Raw genomic sequence first — 14,940 nt, 5'->3', positions numbered from 1 at the left:
CCGGCGGTTTCGGCTTTGACTTGAAAGCCCGGCGCAACGGCTCCATATATCTGTCACCATGATCTTTGCGCGCCGCCATTTGCAGCTTTTCCGCGCCGGTCGCCTGCACGCAGGCGCCTGAGCCTCGTCGCGCGTCGCCGTCCCGGCTTTCTCGCGCGCCGGGGCTAACACGATCCCTCTGATCCCGTTCTTCCGCCCGGGCCGTCCCATGACGGCGCCGGCCTTCTGCCATTGGAGCCATCATGTCTTTCGTCGATCCGCGTCCCGCCATCACGCTCACCGAAACCGATGCCGACCGCCTACTGGCCCTGAGCGGCCAGATACGCCCGCGCCAGCCCGGCATCGCCGGGATGCTGGAGCAGGAAATCGAGCGGGCCAGCATCGTGGTGCCGCAGCAGGTGCCGCCCAATGTGGTGACGATGAACAGCCATGTGGTGTTCGGCTACGAGCACAGCCAGCGCAGCCATTGGCTCACCCTGGTCTATCCTGGCGAAGCCGATCTCGACCTGGCGAAAATAGCCGTGACCACGCCGGTAGGCGCCGCCCTGATCGGTTTGCGCGAAGGCGACAGCATCGGCTGGACGCTGGCGAGCGGCGAGCAGCGCCGCATCACCCTGCACAAGGTGGCCTATCAGCCCGAGCGTGTCGGCCGCTACGATCTGTAGCGGCCGGCAGACTGCGAACTATGCTCAGAATTCCTGCCAATCCTCATCGGCGGCGGCGTTTGCGCCCGCCGCGGCCGGCGCGGGCTGCGGCCTGGCTGCGGGTTTTGCCGCCGGCTTTGTCACGGGCTTCGTCATGGGCGGGCGCGTGGCGGCTTTCAGTGGCACCACCTTGGTGCTGCCCGTGGCGGCGGACAGCGTTGTCGCCGCATCCGTGCGGAAGAAGCCGACCAGATCGGCGAGTTGCCGCGCCTGACCCTCCAGGGCCTGGGCGGCAGCCGTGGTCTCTTCCACCAGGGCGCCGTTGCGCTGGGTGATCTCGTCCATGCCGGCGACGGCGGTGTTCACCTGTTCCAGGCCGGTGGCCTGCTCGCGGCTGGCGGCGGCGATCTCGGCCACGATGTCGCTCACCTTCTTGATCGACGTGACGATGTCGGTCAGTGAAGACCCGGTCTGATTCACAAGCGTCGCACCGGTTTTCACCTGGGCATTCGACTCCTGGATCAGCGCCTTGATGTCTTTCGACGCGTTGGCCGAACGCTGCGCCAGGGCGCGCACTTCCTGCGCAACGACCGCAAAGCCCTTGCCGGCTTCACCAGCCCGCGCCGCCTCCACGCTGGCATTCAGCGCCAGCAGGTTGGTCTGGAAGGCGATCTCGTCGATCAGGCCGACAATGTCGGAAATCTTGCGGGCGCTTTCCTCGATCTGCGTCACCGCCGAAACCGCATCGGCCACCACGCTGCCGCCCTTCTCGGCGGTGTCGCGCGCGGCGACCGCCAACTGGTTGGCCGCCTGGGCGTTGTCGGCATTCTGCTTCACCGTCGTGGTGATCTCATGCATCGAGGCGGCCGTCTCCTCGATGCTGGCTGCCTGGCTTTCCGTGCGCTGCGCCAGATCCTGCGAGCCCGAGGAAATCTCGGTCGAGGCGTTTTTTACCGCTTCGGCGCTCTGGGCCAGGCGGCCGGCGAAGTCGCGCAGCTTGTCGCCCATGGCGTTGATATCGGTGGCCAACGCGCCAAAGCGGCCGCGGAAGCTGTCCTTGATGCGGCGACGCAGGTCGCCGCCGGCCATCGCGCCGGTCACATCCTGCACGGCGCCGAACACGGCCTCGGTGCGGGCCAGCAGGGTATTCACGGATTCGCCGACGCGCTGCATCACGCCGCTCAGATCGCCGGTATTGACGCGCTGGGCCAGATCGCCATCGGCAGCCGCGGCCACCACCTGGCCGATGGCCTGTTCGAACCGCCGTTCGGCGGCGGCCTGTTCGGCAGCGAACCGTTCGCGCTGGGCGGCGGCTTCGGTTTCCAGCTTTTCACGTTCGGCCATGCTGGCTTTCATCTCGGCCAGGCTGGTCGCGGTGCGGGCGAACAGGTTCTCCAGCACCAGGCAGAGCCAGATCAGCACGCCGCATTCGGCCACCACGATCACGGCATGCACCACGACACGGCCGAAGTCGCCGCCATCAGGGAAAATCGCAAAGGGCAGGATGAAGTTCAGCGACAGGTGATGCACGGCAGTCAGCGTCGCGGCGGTGAGGATGGCGCGCCAGTCGCAATAGGCCGCCAACACCGCGAAGATCGCGAAGTAATACATATGCATATCGATCTGCCAGGGCCCGCTTGCCGCGAAGACCAGCAGCGAGGCCATGCCGACGAAGGCGGCCGCTACCACCTGGCGGGTGGCGGTGCCGACCGGATCGGTGCGGCAGAACCAGGTGGCGATCAGGGCAATCAGGGCGGCGCCAATGCCGCTGACCAGCAGGTTGGTGCCGTTGAGCCAGGCCACGGCGGCGATCAGCGGCAGATGCAGCCACAGCCAGACGATGAAAACCGAACTGGCCCGACGGCGCAGCTCCTCGAGCGAGGCGAGTTGAAGCAGGGCGGCGAGCATGGTGTTTCCTTTTATCGGACCTTAGCTACGGACAGTCTTAGCAGAAAAACCGAGGCAACCGGCCAGCAGGCCATCGCCGGCCAGCACCAGCCGCGCGCCGGCGGCATAGAGATGCGATACGGCGGTGGGATCGCTGCTGGCGACCAGCCACAGATTGGGCCATGCGCCCTGGCCCAGCGGCCGGGCATCGGCACGATCCAGCAGGGCAACGGCCTGGGGCAGGGATGCGGCTGCGCCGGGCAACAGCACAATCAGCCTGGCGGCGCGGGCCTGCCCGGCGTCCTGCGATGGGGCGGAGGGCAGCAGCAGCGCCAGCAGAGGCAGGATCGCGATTGCGGCGATGCCAAAGACGGCGGCAAGGCCGCGTCGGGCCGGCGAAGGGGGACGGAGTGTCATAATGGCAATGAGACAGGATGGCGGACAGGGGTAAAGTTTCGATTTGGTAATCTTACGCGGGGGAAGCATCGGGAGATCATCACGGGGCCGGAAAACACGACCTGTGGCCGCTAGATCACAAAAACGGTATGATTCAGCGAAGAATCGCCTCGGACTTCCCGCATGGCGGGTCGTGCAACTGAAACCGGAACCAGAAAAGAGTCATCATGCCGCCTTTTGCCGTCACGCCGCTTTACGCCGGGCTTTGCGCCATTCTGCTGATCGCGTTGTCGCTTCGCGTGGCGCGGTTGCGCGGCAGCCTGAAGGTCGCTCTGGGCGACGGCGGCGAACGGGCATTGCAGAAGGCGATCCGGGTGCAGGGCAATTTCGTTGAATACGTGCCGATGGCGCTGCTGCTGCTGTTTCTGCTGGAACTCAGCCGGCAGGCACCGCTCTGGGCCCTGCATGTGCTGGGGGCAGGTTTGCTGCTCGGGCGCATCCTGCATGCCATCGGCCTGTCCACTTCGGCCGGTCTGTCGTTCGGCCGCTTCGTTGGAACTCTTCTTACGTTCAGCATGATCCTGATCACGGCCATCTGGCTGCTGATCGTCGTGATCACCACCATGTAAGGCCGTCACCAAGCCCGCGTCAGTCGGGCAAACGGCCGGCATAAAAGGGGGAACGCCATGGAATACGATTATATCGTGATCGGAGGCGGTTCGGCCGGTTGTGTCCTGGCGCGGCGCCTCAGCGATGACGGCACGACAAGGGTGTGCCTGATCGAGGCCGGCCCCGCCGACAATCATATCCTGTGCCGCGTGCCGCTGGGGGCTGCCGCCTTCATGCCGGTGAAATGGCGCAACTGGGGCTTCGAGACCGAGCCGCAGCCCGGCCTTTCCGGGCGTCGCGGCTATCAGCCACGCGGGCGCATGCTGGGCGGTTCATCCGGCATCAACGCGATGATCTATACCCGTGGCCATGCCTCCGATTACGACGACTGGGCGCAGCTTCATGGTGCAGGCGGCTGGTCGTTTACCGATGTGCTGCCCTATTTCAAGCGGGCCGAAGCCAATGTGCGCATCACCGCGGATGATTCCCTGCATGGCAGCGACGGCCCGCTGCAGGTCAGCGATCTGGTTTCGCCGCACCCGATCAACGAAACCTTCCTGACCGCCTGCGACACGCTGCAACTGGCGCGCAACGGCGACTTCAATGGCCCGAGCCAGGATGGCGTCGGCTATTTCCAGGTGACACAGAAGAATGGCGAACGCTGGTCGGCCGCCCGCGCCTATCTGCCGCCCGAGGTGCGCGCCCGCACCAACCTGCATATCGAAACCGATACCCGCGTGCTGCGCATCCTGTTTGCCGGCCGCCGTGCCGTTGGCGTCGCCTGCCGCCAGAAGGGCCGCGAGATCGCGTTGCGGGCACGAGCCGGTGTGGTACTGGCGGCGGGGGCTTTCCAGTCGCCGCAATTGCTGATGCTGTCTGGCATCGGACCGGGTGAGGAACTGGCGCGCCATGGTCTGCCGGTGCTGCACGAATTGCCGGGCGTGGGCCAGAACCTGCAGGACCACGTCGATTTCATCCTGCTCTACAAGACCGACGATCCCACCCTGCCGGGCGTGTCGCTGCGTGGGCTTGCGCATCTGCTGCGCGAGATCGGACGCTGGCGTCGCGAGCGGCGCGGCATGCTCACCACGAATTTCGCCGAGGCCGGCGCCTTCCTGCGCTCCGACCCGTCGCAGCCGCGCCCCGACCTGCAGCTGCATTTCGTCAACGCGCTGGTCGATGACCACGCGCGCAAGACCCATCTGGGCCATGGCTACAGCCTGCATACCTGCGTGCTGCGACCGAAAAGTCGTGGCAGTGTCGGCCTGAAAGGCGCCGATCCGCTGCTGCCGCCGCGCATCGATCCGCAATTCTTCAGTCATCCCGACGATATCGATCTGTTGCTCAAGGGCGTGAAGCTGGCCCGCCGCATCATGGAAGCCACACCGTTCCAGGCCCTCAATCCGCGCGAGTTGTATACCGCCGGCATCACCGACGATGCCGGTCTGCTGGAACAGATCCGCCGGCGCGCCGACACGATCTATCATCCGGTCGGCACCTGCCGCATGGGTGCGGCCGATGATGCGCAGGCCGTGGTGGATCCTCAGCTTCGCCTGCGCGGCATGGAGAGCCTGTGGGTTGCCGATGCCTCGGTGATGCCCAGCCTGATCGGCGGCAACACCAACGCGCCCACCATCATGATCGCGGAAAAGGCCGCTGACCTCATCCGGTCGGCGGTGGCATGATCGCGGAATAAGGGCCGCAGCGATCCGCGCGTCCTGAGCGCGGTCAGCCCTCGTCGGGCAGCACCTCATTCAGCAGGGCATCGACGGCGGCCAGCAGATCGTCGCGCCGCACCGGCTTCTGCAACACGCGGTCGGCGCCCAGCCGCTCGGCCATGTCGAGCAGGTCCCCGGCCTTGATCCAGCCCCCGCCCGACACCGCGATCACTGGCAGGGCCGGCCAGCGCTGCTTCACCTGGCGCAGCACCTCGATGCCGTCACGCTGCGGCATCAGGATGTCGGTGAGGACGATATCGAAGCTCTCCTGCTCGATCAGGGCCAGGCCATGATCGCCGTCCCGCGCCGTCACGACCTCATGGCCATGGGCGGTCAGATGGGCCTGGAGGATGCGCCCGAATTCGGCATTGTCGTCGACCACCAGAATACGCGGCATGGTGTTGATCCAGATATCGGCTCGCTAGGACATGGAAATAAATGTTGTCTTTGGACAGGGTTTTTTCCATTCTAGCCGGGAATTCAGATCGGAAAACCTCTATTTCAGATAGAATTTTTTTGTAATATCAACGATCTACGGCAATGGGCATGAACGACGATTTTCTCCAAGCCGTCGTGGACACCGCCATTGACGGCCTCATCCTGATCGAGGCCGACGGCCGTATCGCTCTGTTCAATGCGGCCTGCGAGAAACTGTTCGGCTATGGCCCCGAGGAGGTGCTGGGCCGCAACGTCTCGATGCTGATGCCCGAGCCGGACCATTCCGCCCATGACGGCTACATCCGGCGTTACCGCGATACCGGCGAAAAACGCATCATCGGCATCGGCCGCGAAGTGTGGGGCCGGCGCAAGGACGGCACGGCGTTCCCGTTTGAGCTGGCGATCGGCGAATATCAGCGTGATGGTCGTCAGATGTTTGTCGGCGTGATCCATGATCTGAGCAAATACCGGCGCAGCGAGGAGCGCTTCAAGCAGGTGGTGGATACGGCCATCGACGGCCTGATCCTGATCGACGCGCGTGGCAGTGTGAAGCTGTATAATCCTGCCTGCGAGAAACTGTTCGGGTATGCCCCGGCCGAAGTGTTGGGCCGCAATGTCTCCATGCTGATGCCGGAGCCGCACCGTTCGGCACATGATGGTTATATCCGCCACCACCTGGATACTGGCGACAAACGCATTATCGGCATCGGCCGCGAAGTGCTGGGCCAGCGCAAGGATGGAACCGTGTTCCCCTTCGAACTCGCGGTGGGCTCCTTCGAGGAGGATGGCGGGCCGATGTTCGTCGGTGTGATTCATGATCTGAGCAAGTATCGCCGCAGCGAGGAACGGCGCCGCGAGAGCGAAGCGCGCATTCGGCTGCTGGTCGATTCGATCACCGACTACGCCATCTTCATGATGGATGCCGAGGGCAAGGTGATGACCTGGAATGCCGGTGCGCAGAACCTGACCGGCTACAGCCCCGCAGAAGCCATCGGCCAGCCGCGCGATCAATATTACATCGACAACGATCTGAATATCGATGCACCCAGCCAGGCCTTGCGCATCGCGGCCGAGAAGGGCCGTTATGTGAATGAGGAATGGCGCCAGCGCAAGGACGGCAGCCGTTTCTGGGCCAGCGTGGTGATCACGGCCCTGCGTGATGCCGAGGGCAGCCTGACCGGCTTCGTGAACATAACCCGCGACATGACGGAACGTCGCCAAGCCGAAGAATTACGCGACCAGTTGCGTCAGGCGCAGAAGATGGAGGCGCTGGGTCAGCTCACTGGCGGCATAGCCCATGATTTCAACAATCTTCTGGCCGTGATCGTCGGCAATCTGGAATTGCTGAGTGATCGGGTGCATGACGGCGAAAGCACACGCCTGATCGAGCAGGCCTTGCGCAACGCGAGCCGCGGTGCCGATCTGACGCGCCGTCTGCTGGCTTTCGGCCGGCGGCAGAAACTCAATCCGGCGCGTATCGACATCAACGCGCAGATCGGCGGCATGCTCGATATGCTCGAACGCACCCTGGGCGGCAGCATTTCGATGGACCTGCGCCTGGCATCCGGCTCGCAGGTCGTGGAAGCCGATACCGGCGAACTTGAAAATGCAATCCTGAATATCGCTCTCAATGCCCGCGATGCCATGCAGGGGGCTGGTCATCTCACCATCCGCACGGCTTCCACCTACCTGCATGAGCCGAGGGTGATTGCCTCGCGCACGGTGCCCGAAGGCCATTATGTGATGATCGGGCTGCGCGATACGGGCGCCGGCATGACGCCCGAGGTTCTGGCCCGGATTTTCGAGCCCTTCTTCACCACCAAGGATATCGGCAAGGGCACCGGACTCGGCCTGTCGATGGTCTACGGCTTCATTGCCCAATCGGGGGGATATGTCGAAGTCGACAGTCAACCGGGCCAGGGCACGGAATTCCGGCTCTATCTGCCGGCGCTGGATGCCGGTGCGGCGCATCTGCGGCCGGAGCAGGAATCCGGCCGCCGTCTGGTGCTGTGCATCGATGACAATCCCGATGTGCGCGCCACCATGGCAGCCCTGCTCGGCAGTCTGGGATTTGCGGTGCTGCCTGCCGCCACGGCTGCCGCCGCCCTGGATGAAATGCGGCGCGGTTTGCCGATCGATCTGGTGCTGACCGATATCCAGATGCCCGGCGGCATGGATGGTATTGCATTGGCCGACCGCATCCTGGCGAAGAAGCCTGACATGCCGATCCTGTTCATGTCGGGTTCCAGCGAAGGGGATCGCTTGCACGGCACCCGGTTCCAGGATGTCACGCGGATTCTGAACAAGCCGGTCCGCAAGGCCGAACTGGCCGAAGCGATCAAGGTATTGTTGGGCGAATAAGCCGGGAAATGCTCAGGCCGCGACCCGACCGCGGTATTTGAACGTCAGCGTCAGCAGGTTGGCGATCTGATACATGTAGAGGATATCGGCCTCGCTCCACTCGCGCGGGCGATCCTGTTCGGCGGAAACGATGGCGATGGGCAGGCCTTGCTGATCGGGCACCATGATGTCGATCAGGGCGCGGATGCCGCTGGTGCGGGCATAGGGCGCGGCCAGATTGCGGGTGGCCGGATGCTGGGCGTAATCGGGAATCACCAGCAGGCGGTCCGTGCAGATCATGTCGAAATACAACGGCATGCTGGCCGCTGTCAGGATCATGTCGGCCGGAAAATTGGTTTCGCGCCGATCCAGCAGGCATTGGCAGTGGATGGCATCGCCGGCCAGGCTGAACAGCCACACGCTTGCCCGCGTGCAGCCCAACTGCGCCGCGATGTCGTGGCAGATCGCCTCGTAGATCGGCTCCAGCCCCTGAGCGCCACTATTGGTGGCGCGGATTGCCGCATTGGTCTTGTCCATCCGACCTCACTCGCAGCCATGGCGGCTGTGGCTGGAAGCCTGCCGCACAAGCGTAACGAGAGTATTAAGCAGGATACCGGGGTGCATGATGGACGGGGCCAGGCGATAAAAAAAGCCGCCCGGTTCTGGCCTGGGGGGATAGGCGGAGGGAACCGGGCGGCACGGAGACAGGCTTGCGAAAGCCGCCTGCTGCAATGACGCTATATAAGCGGGCAAAAGGGGCGGAATTAGGGCGTAAAAGTCTGATTTCGCAGAACTGTAACAATTGTAAACATCTGAGTTGTTTGACTTTTTTTCTGAGGCTCCGGTAGAGTCCGCCGCCATGAGCGATCAGCCCGCGTTGCTGCGTCTCGGTCTCGCCGCGGGCAGCCTCGCCCAGGCGCGCCGCGCCCCCTTATTGCAGGGCCTGCCCGCGCGCCGCCACCAGACCGGCATGATGCTCTGCGATACCGACAACCGCCGCTTCGCCGCCGCCGGCTGGCTCTGTCTCGCCGGCAGCCATGGTGGCGAGCATGATTTGCTGCCGGTGGCCGGCCTGGCTCTGGCCGATCCGCCGGCTTTCGATGCCCACCTTGCCCTGGAAGGTCTGGCCGCGCTGCGCCGCACCGCGCAAGCCAGCAGCCTGGAACGCGATGGACATCAGATCACCATCGAAACGGCCAAGCTGACGCTGCGTTGCGATGATCGCAATGCCGAGGCGGGCGAAATCCTGCTGCAGGGTCCGCCGGGCACACTGCCGATCCTGCACAGGCTCGCTGCCGAGCTTGACGCCGATCTGCCGGCGTATTGGAGCGGCCCGGCCCCGCTGGTGCATCTGGCCGCCACGCTGGGCCTGATCGAACCGCAGCCGCAGCGCGCCGGCACCATCCCCTTCGAATTGACCGATGATGGCGACGCGGCATCGGCCTGCGCCGCGATCCTGCGGCATTGCCTGCTGCAATTCGATGCCAACCTGCTGCCGGTGCTGCGCGACTTCGATGCCGAAGGCGTGCATCAGATGCGGGTGGCGCTGCGCCGGCTGCGTTCGGCGCTGGGCCTCTTCGCGCCGATGCTGCGCGAAGCCGTCATGATGCCGCTGGTCGAGGAACTGCGCTGGCTGAACGGGCCATTGGGACGCAAACGCGATCTCGATGTCTTCCTGGCCGAAACGCTGGCACCGCTGCATCGCGAACTCGACGACGTCAAAGCGTTGCAGCATCTGCGCATCATCCTGGAAGACCACCGTGCCGCCGCCCAGGTGGCATTGGTCTCGGCGCTGCAATCGCCGCGGCTGGCCGCATTGCGGCTCGGCTTCGCCAGGCTGGCCGATCGCGTGATGGATGGCAGCGCGCTGGCCGATGCGGATCTGGCCGCCCAGCCGGCCGAGCGGTTCGCCGCGCAGATGCTGCGCAAACGGCGCAAGAAGGTGAAGGCGCTGGGTGTGCAGCATGCCGAGCTGCCGATCGAAAGCCTGCATGAGTTGCGCATCCGCGCCAAGAAACTGCGTTATGCCGCCGAATTCTTCCGGCCGTTATTCAGCCGGAAGGATACGCGCCGTTTCATTGCCGCCCTCAGCCGCCTGCAGGATTGTCTGGGCGCATTGAATGATGCCGATGTGGGCGGGCGACTGGTGCGCGACCTTCTGCCCGATGCCGGCCATGGCACGGCGACGGCGGCGATCACCGCGTGGTTTGCCGGCCGCCAGCAGCTGCAGCTTGCCCAGCTTGGTGATGCCTGGGACGATTTCGCCGCGATCCGTCCGTTCTGGAAGGACGCGCTGAAGGACTGACGGCGTCAGTCGATCAGCTTGCCGCTGGCATCAAAAAACGGATAGGGCCCGTCGTAATCGCCGATGAAGGCCGTGTGGCTGATCAGCCGGCCGTCATTCCACCAATGCAGCATGAAGCCCGGCGGTTCCATGCGGAACTGGCTCGGGGCCTCCGGGTCGATGTCGAGTGCCACCTGATGGGCCGGGCTGGGGCAGGTCAGCGCAGGGCGGCCGCCCACATCGGCGCGGATGGTGCGATGCAGGTGACCGCACAGGATCAGTTCCACCTGCGAATGGCGCGCCATGATCGTGGCGAAATCCTCGCGGCCCTTCAGGCCGATCTTGTCCATATGGCCGATGCCGGTCTCGAAAGGCGGGTGATGCATGATCACCAGGGTCGGCGCATCGGGCTTCTGCCCCAGCGTCTTGTCCAGCCAGTCCAGACGCTCGGCGCATAACTCGCCGCCGCCCTGGCCGGGGATCAGGGTATCCAGCCCCACGATGCGCAGCGGATAGTCATTGTCGATGGAAAATTGCAGGAAGCTGTCGCGCTGCGCCGGCAGATAGCCGCTATGGGCGAAGGCATCGCGCATGGCGTTGCGTTCGTCATGGTTGCCGGGCACGGCAATGATGCGCTGCTGCAGCGGCGCGAGGATCGATTTCAGATGGTCATATTCCTCCGGCCGGCCCAGATCGACCAGATCGCCGGTCAGCAGGATCAGGTCAGGCTGCGGCTTCAGGGCCAGCAGCTCCTGCACGCAGCGTTCCAGCATCGCCGCGGTGTCCACCTTCTTGTAAGCCAGCTTGCCGGGCAGCTTGATATGGGTGTCGGTGATCTGCGCGATCAGCATGACGATACTCCTTACAGAACCAGCAGGCCACGCGGGTCGATGGCCAGTCGCACGGTTTCGCCGTGGCTGAAATCACGCCGCGCGGTGCTTTCGATCACCAACGGCTGTGCCTCGCCCACCTCGACGAACAGCCGCGTACGGTCGCCCAGGAAAAACGCGGCGGCAACGGTGCCCTGCAGGCCGGTCTGCTCATGGCTTTCGGCGATGCGGATGTCTTCGGGACGGAACAGGATCTCGGTGGCATGCTGCGGCACCTCGGCCCAGGCCAGGTCTCCGGCGCGACAAGTGAACATGCCGTCGCGCGACGCACCGGTCAGGCGGTTCATGGTGCCGATGAATTCGGCGACGAAGCGCGTGCTGGGGCGCTGATAGATTTCGCGCGGCTTGCCGATCTGCGCCACGCGGCCGTGTTCCATCACGACGATGCGGTCGCCCAGCGCCATCGCCTCGGCCTGGTCATGCGTCACATAGATCGCCGTGATCTGCAGGCTGCGCAGCAGGGTATCGATCTCCAGCCGCAACGTGTCGCGCAGCTTGGCGTCCAGCGCCGTGAGCGGTTCGTCCAGCAGCAGGGCGCGCGGCCGCACGGCGATGGCGCGCGCCAGGGCCACGCGCTGGCGCTGGCCGCCGGAAAGCTGGTCGATGCGGCGATCGGCCAGTTTCTCGATGCGCATCATGCCCAGCATCTCGGCCACGCGGGCCTTGATCTGGGCGGCCGGCGTTTTGCGGATCTTCAGCCCATAGCCGATATTCTCGGCCACTGTCATGTTGGGAAACAACGCGTAGGACTGGAACACCATGCCCACGTTGCGCTGCTCGATCGGCAGGCGCGTCACATCCTCGCCGTCGAACAGCACGCGACCGCCGGCATCTGGCTCTTCCAGTCCCGCGATGATGCGCAAGGTGGTGGTCTTGCCGCAGCCCGAGGGACCGAGGAACACCACCGTTTCCCCTGCATGGATGGCAAGGTCCAGCGGCTCCAGTGCCTTGGTGCCATCGGGGAAGGTTTTCGCGCAGTTTGTCAGTGCGATGGCGAGCGGCTTGGTCGTATTGGTCATTCGGATTCCTCCGCCACGAATTTCGGCGCACGCGGCTTGGCGAAATGCTGCATCGCCAGCAGCAGCGGCATGATCATCAGGAAAAACACCAGGGTATAGGCGCTGCCGATTTCGAGTCTGAGCGACGCATAGGCATCGGCCAGACCCACCGGCAGCGTCTTGGTCAGCGGCGTGTGCAGCAGCCAGGTCATGTTGAATTCACCCATCGAGAGCGTCACCACCATCAGCGAACCGGCCAGAATACCGGCGCTGCAATTGGGCAGCACGATGTCGCGGAAGCGCTGCCAGAAGCCGGCACCCAGCGAGGCGGCGCCTTCCTCCAGAGTCTGCAGGTCGATTGCCATCAGCACGGCCAGCACGCTGCGCACCATGAACGGCAGGGTGAACAGCACATGGCCGACCAGGATGAAGCCCCAGGAGGTGCGGAAACCCGACAGCGCGCCATAGGTGACGATCAGAGCCAACGCGGTAGCCAAGCCGGGCACGGCCACCGGCATCACCAGCAATTCCTCGATGGCCCGGGTCAGCGCGCTCTGGCGTTTGGCCAGTACATAGGCGGTCGGTACGCCCAGCAGCAGCGTCACGGCAAGGCAGGCAATCGACAGCCCGATGGAAAGGAAGATGGTGTCGCGATAGCCGTTCCACACCTCGAACACCCAGCGCAGGGTCAGGCCGCTTTCGATGCCGATGAAGTAATTCACCGTCAGGCCGGCCATGATCGACAGGATCACCGGCACGATCAGGAAGGCGCAGACCAGCAATGTGAAACCCAGCTGCAGAAGGAAAAGGCCGCGATGTTTCATGCCTTGCTCTCCCTCAGCCTGCCGCCGCGACGGTGCCGCCGGCGGCCGTGCGCGCCACGGCCAGCACGATCCAGGTTGCCGCGCCCAGCACAAAGCTCAGGGCCGCCGCCATGGCGATGTTGGCCGACAGCGTGAACTCGGTATAGATCACCATCGGCAGCACGTTGATGCGGGCGGCGAGTGTGAAAGCCGTACCGAAGGCACCGACGGCGGTGGCAAAGCAGATTGCGCCGGCCGAAATGAAGGCGGGCTTCAGACCAGGGATGATCACATCCAGCACCACGCGCCAGGGCGAGGCACCCAGCGAGCGCGCGGCCTCCTCCAGCTTGGGGTCGAGCTTTTCGGCGGCGGCCATAACGGTGAGGATGGTGCGCGGGATCGAGAAATAGACATAGCCCATGAACAGGCCGGTCAGCGAATAGGCAAAGACCAGCTTGTCGCCGGTGAGGAATTGCGTGATCTGGCCGATCAGGCCCTGGCGGCCAGCCAGCATGATCACCATGAAGCCGATCACGACGCCGGGAAAGGCCAGCGGAAACGTCAGCATCGCCACCAGCGCGCCATTGCCGGGAAATTTGTGACGCTGCAGAAAAACGCCGGCAATGCCGCTGATCACCAGTGTGGCGAAGGTAGTGGCGGCGGCAACGCCCAGCGTGGCGATCAGGCTGTTGAGGTAATTCGGGTCGGTCAGGATCGCGGCATAGGCGGCCCAGCCGGTCTTGCCGCTGCCGCCAATGAAAAACAGCCGCGCCATCGGCAACAGGAAAAACGCGGCAAAGAAGATGCCAGCCGGCAACAGCAGGAAAATCAGGCGTTGGGTATCGCGGCGCATCTTGCCTCTAACGGGTAAAGGCGGGACGGTCATGCGACCGCCCCGCCATACCTTAAACTACGCGTGGTTCAGTTCACTTCGTTCTTGTAGCGCTCGACGATCTTGGCCTGCGCGGCGGCCAGCTTCTTCAGGTCCACTGCCTTGGCGCGGGCATATTCCGCATCGGGCAGGAACTTGGCCTTGGCTTCGGCCGACAGGCGATCGGCAAAGACCGGGCGCAGATAGGCATTGCCCCACATCGCCTGGCTTTCATCCGACAGCACGAAGTCCAGCACCTTCTTGCCGTTCTCGGCATTGGGGCCCTTGTTCACCAGGCCCATCACATACGGGAAGACCAGTGTGCCTTCCTTCGGGATCACGAACTGCACCGGGGCCTTGTCGGTATACTGGCCACGATAGGCGTTGAAGTCGTAATCGAACAGGATCGGAATCTCGCCCGAGATCACGCGGGCATAAGAGGTCTGCTTCGGCACGATCGGCTGGTTCTTGGCCAGATCCTTGAAGTATTTGATCGCCGGATCGAGGTTGTCATACGTGCCGCCCAGCGCGAGGTTCACGGCCATCACGCCCAGCTGGCCCACGGCCGCCGAGGTCGGATCGAGATAACCGACCAGGCCCTTGTATTCGGGCTTGAGCAGGTCGGCCCAGCTCTGCGGCACCGGCTTGTTGCCCAAAGCCGCCTTGTTGACGAACAGGCCCAGCGTGCCGGAGTGGATGGTGAACCAGTTGCCATCGGCATCCTTCAGGTCCGCCGGGATCTTCTCCCAATTCTTCGGCTTATACGGCGTCAGCACGCCGGCATCCTTGGCCGGGTCGGCGGCGATGCCGCCCAGATAGGTCACGTCGGCCACCGGATTGGCCTTCTCGGCGATCAGGGCGGCGATGGCCTGGCCGGAATTCTTGTTGTCGGGCGGCACGCTGATGCCGAGCTTGGACTGGATCGCCTTGAGCTGCGAGCCCCAATCGGCCCATTCCGGCGGGCAGTTGTAGCAGATCGCCCGTTGCTGGGCGTTGGCGTCCATGACACTGCCGAGCGCGGCGATGCCCAATGCGGTTGCGAAAGCGAGACGTTTCAACATG

Annotated in this window: 14 protein-coding genes; 5 read left to right on the top strand and 9 right to left on the bottom strand. The window is 64.3% G+C overall.

Going from position 1 to position 14,940, the window contains the following annotated elements; genetic code table 11:
- The first annotated feature begins 242 nt into the window (after positions 1–242).
- A complete protein-coding gene (gene rnk / locus ACE3OO_RS08035; protein WP_374301582.1) occupies positions 243–665 on the top strand; it encodes a nucleoside diphosphate kinase regulator in 423 nt (140 codons plus the stop codon).
- Positions 666–689: 24 nt separating this feature from the next.
- Here the strand turns inward: rnk and ACE3OO_RS08030 are convergent, their stop codons facing one another.
- Both ACE3OO_RS08030 and ACE3OO_RS08025 read right to left on the bottom strand, forming a co-directional pair.
- A complete protein-coding gene (locus ACE3OO_RS08030) occupies positions 690–2,552 on the bottom strand; it encodes a methyl-accepting chemotaxis protein (RefSeq protein ID WP_374301580.1) in 1,863 nt (620 codons plus the stop codon).
- A 21-nt stretch (positions 2,553–2,573) separates the two neighbouring features.
- A complete protein-coding gene (locus ACE3OO_RS08025) occupies positions 2,574–2,948 on the bottom strand; it encodes a hypothetical protein (protein WP_374301578.1) in 375 nt (124 codons plus the stop codon).
- A 206-nt stretch (positions 2,949–3,154) separates the two neighbouring features.
- Between ACE3OO_RS08025 and ACE3OO_RS08020 the strand changes: the two genes are divergently transcribed.
- The gene (locus ACE3OO_RS08020) at positions 3,155–3,556 is read left to right on the top strand and encodes an MAPEG family protein (RefSeq protein WP_374301576.1); all 402 of its coding nucleotides are present in this window, start codon (positions 3,155–3,157) and stop codon (positions 3,554–3,556) included.
- 57 nt (positions 3,557–3,613) lie between these two features.
- Positions 3,614–5,221, top strand: coding sequence for a GMC family oxidoreductase (locus tag ACE3OO_RS08015; RefSeq protein ID WP_374301574.1), 1,608 nt, complete (start codon positions 3,614–3,616; stop codon positions 5,219–5,221).
- Between the two features lie 43 nt (positions 5,222–5,264).
- On the opposite strand, the gene ACE3OO_RS08010 is transcribed toward ACE3OO_RS08015, so the two are convergent.
- A complete protein-coding gene (locus ACE3OO_RS08010) occupies positions 5,265–5,651 on the bottom strand; it encodes a response regulator (RefSeq protein ID WP_374301572.1) in 387 nt (128 codons plus the stop codon).
- Between the two features lie 149 nt (positions 5,652–5,800).
- On the opposite strand from ACE3OO_RS08010, the gene ACE3OO_RS08005 reads away from it, so the two are divergent.
- Positions 5,801–8,053: a PAS domain S-box protein gene (locus ACE3OO_RS08005; protein WP_374301570.1), complete on the top strand. Its 2,253-nt coding sequence runs from the start codon at positions 5,801–5,803 to the stop codon at positions 8,051–8,053.
- Positions 8,054–8,065: 12 nt separating this feature from the next.
- Here the strand turns inward: ACE3OO_RS08005 and ACE3OO_RS08000 are convergent, their stop codons facing one another.
- Entirely contained in the window at positions 8,066–8,569 is a 504-nt protein-coding gene (locus ACE3OO_RS08000; RefSeq protein WP_374301568.1) for a GAF domain-containing protein, read from the bottom strand.
- A gap of 322 nt (positions 8,570–8,891) precedes the next feature.
- Here ACE3OO_RS08000 and ACE3OO_RS07995 point away from each other — a divergent pair, with 322 nt between their 5' ends.
- Entirely contained in the window at positions 8,892–10,337 is a 1,446-nt protein-coding gene (locus ACE3OO_RS07995) for a CHAD domain-containing protein (protein ID WP_374301566.1), read from the top strand.
- 5 nt (positions 10,338–10,342) lie between these two features.
- Here ACE3OO_RS07995 and ACE3OO_RS07990 read toward each other — a convergent pair whose 3' ends face one another.
- The 5 genes from ACE3OO_RS07990 to ACE3OO_RS07970 all read right to left on the bottom strand — a co-directional run bounded on the left by ACE3OO_RS07990 (position 10,343) and on the right by ACE3OO_RS07970 (position 14,939).
- The gene (locus tag ACE3OO_RS07990) at positions 10,343–11,167 is read right to left on the bottom strand and encodes a phosphodiesterase (protein ID WP_374301565.1); all 825 of its coding nucleotides are present in this window, start codon (positions 11,165–11,167) and stop codon (positions 10,343–10,345) included.
- Between the two features lie 11 nt (positions 11,168–11,178).
- Complete coding sequence (locus tag ACE3OO_RS07985) at positions 11,179–12,225, bottom strand: ABC transporter ATP-binding protein (RefSeq protein ID WP_374301563.1); 1,047 nt, start codon at positions 12,223–12,225, stop codon at positions 11,179–11,181.
- Positions 12,222–13,028 carry an ABC transporter permease gene (locus tag ACE3OO_RS07980; RefSeq protein ID WP_374301561.1) on the bottom strand — a complete coding sequence of 269 codons (807 nt, stop codon included), beginning with the start codon at positions 13,026–13,028 and terminating at the stop codon, positions 12,222–12,224. Before ACE3OO_RS07980 ends, ACE3OO_RS07985 begins: the two co-directional genes overlap by 4 nt.
- A 13-nt stretch (positions 13,029–13,041) precedes the next feature.
- A complete protein-coding gene (locus ACE3OO_RS07975; protein WP_374301559.1) occupies positions 13,042–13,860 on the bottom strand; it encodes an ABC transporter permease in 819 nt (272 codons plus the stop codon).
- 68 nt (positions 13,861–13,928) lie between these two features.
- Positions 13,929–14,939 (bottom strand): extracellular solute-binding protein, encoded by a 1,011-nt coding sequence (locus ACE3OO_RS07970; protein ID WP_374301557.1) that lies wholly within the window; start codon positions 14,937–14,939, stop codon positions 13,929–13,931.
- Position 14,940: the final 1 nt, after the last annotated feature.

This window comes from Ferrovibrio sp. (genome assembly GCF_041906005.1).
Taxonomy (GTDB): Bacteria; Pseudomonadota; Alphaproteobacteria; order Ferrovibrionales; family Ferrovibrionaceae; genus Ferrovibrio.
This window is presented reverse-complemented; position numbering and strand designations above follow the sequence as displayed.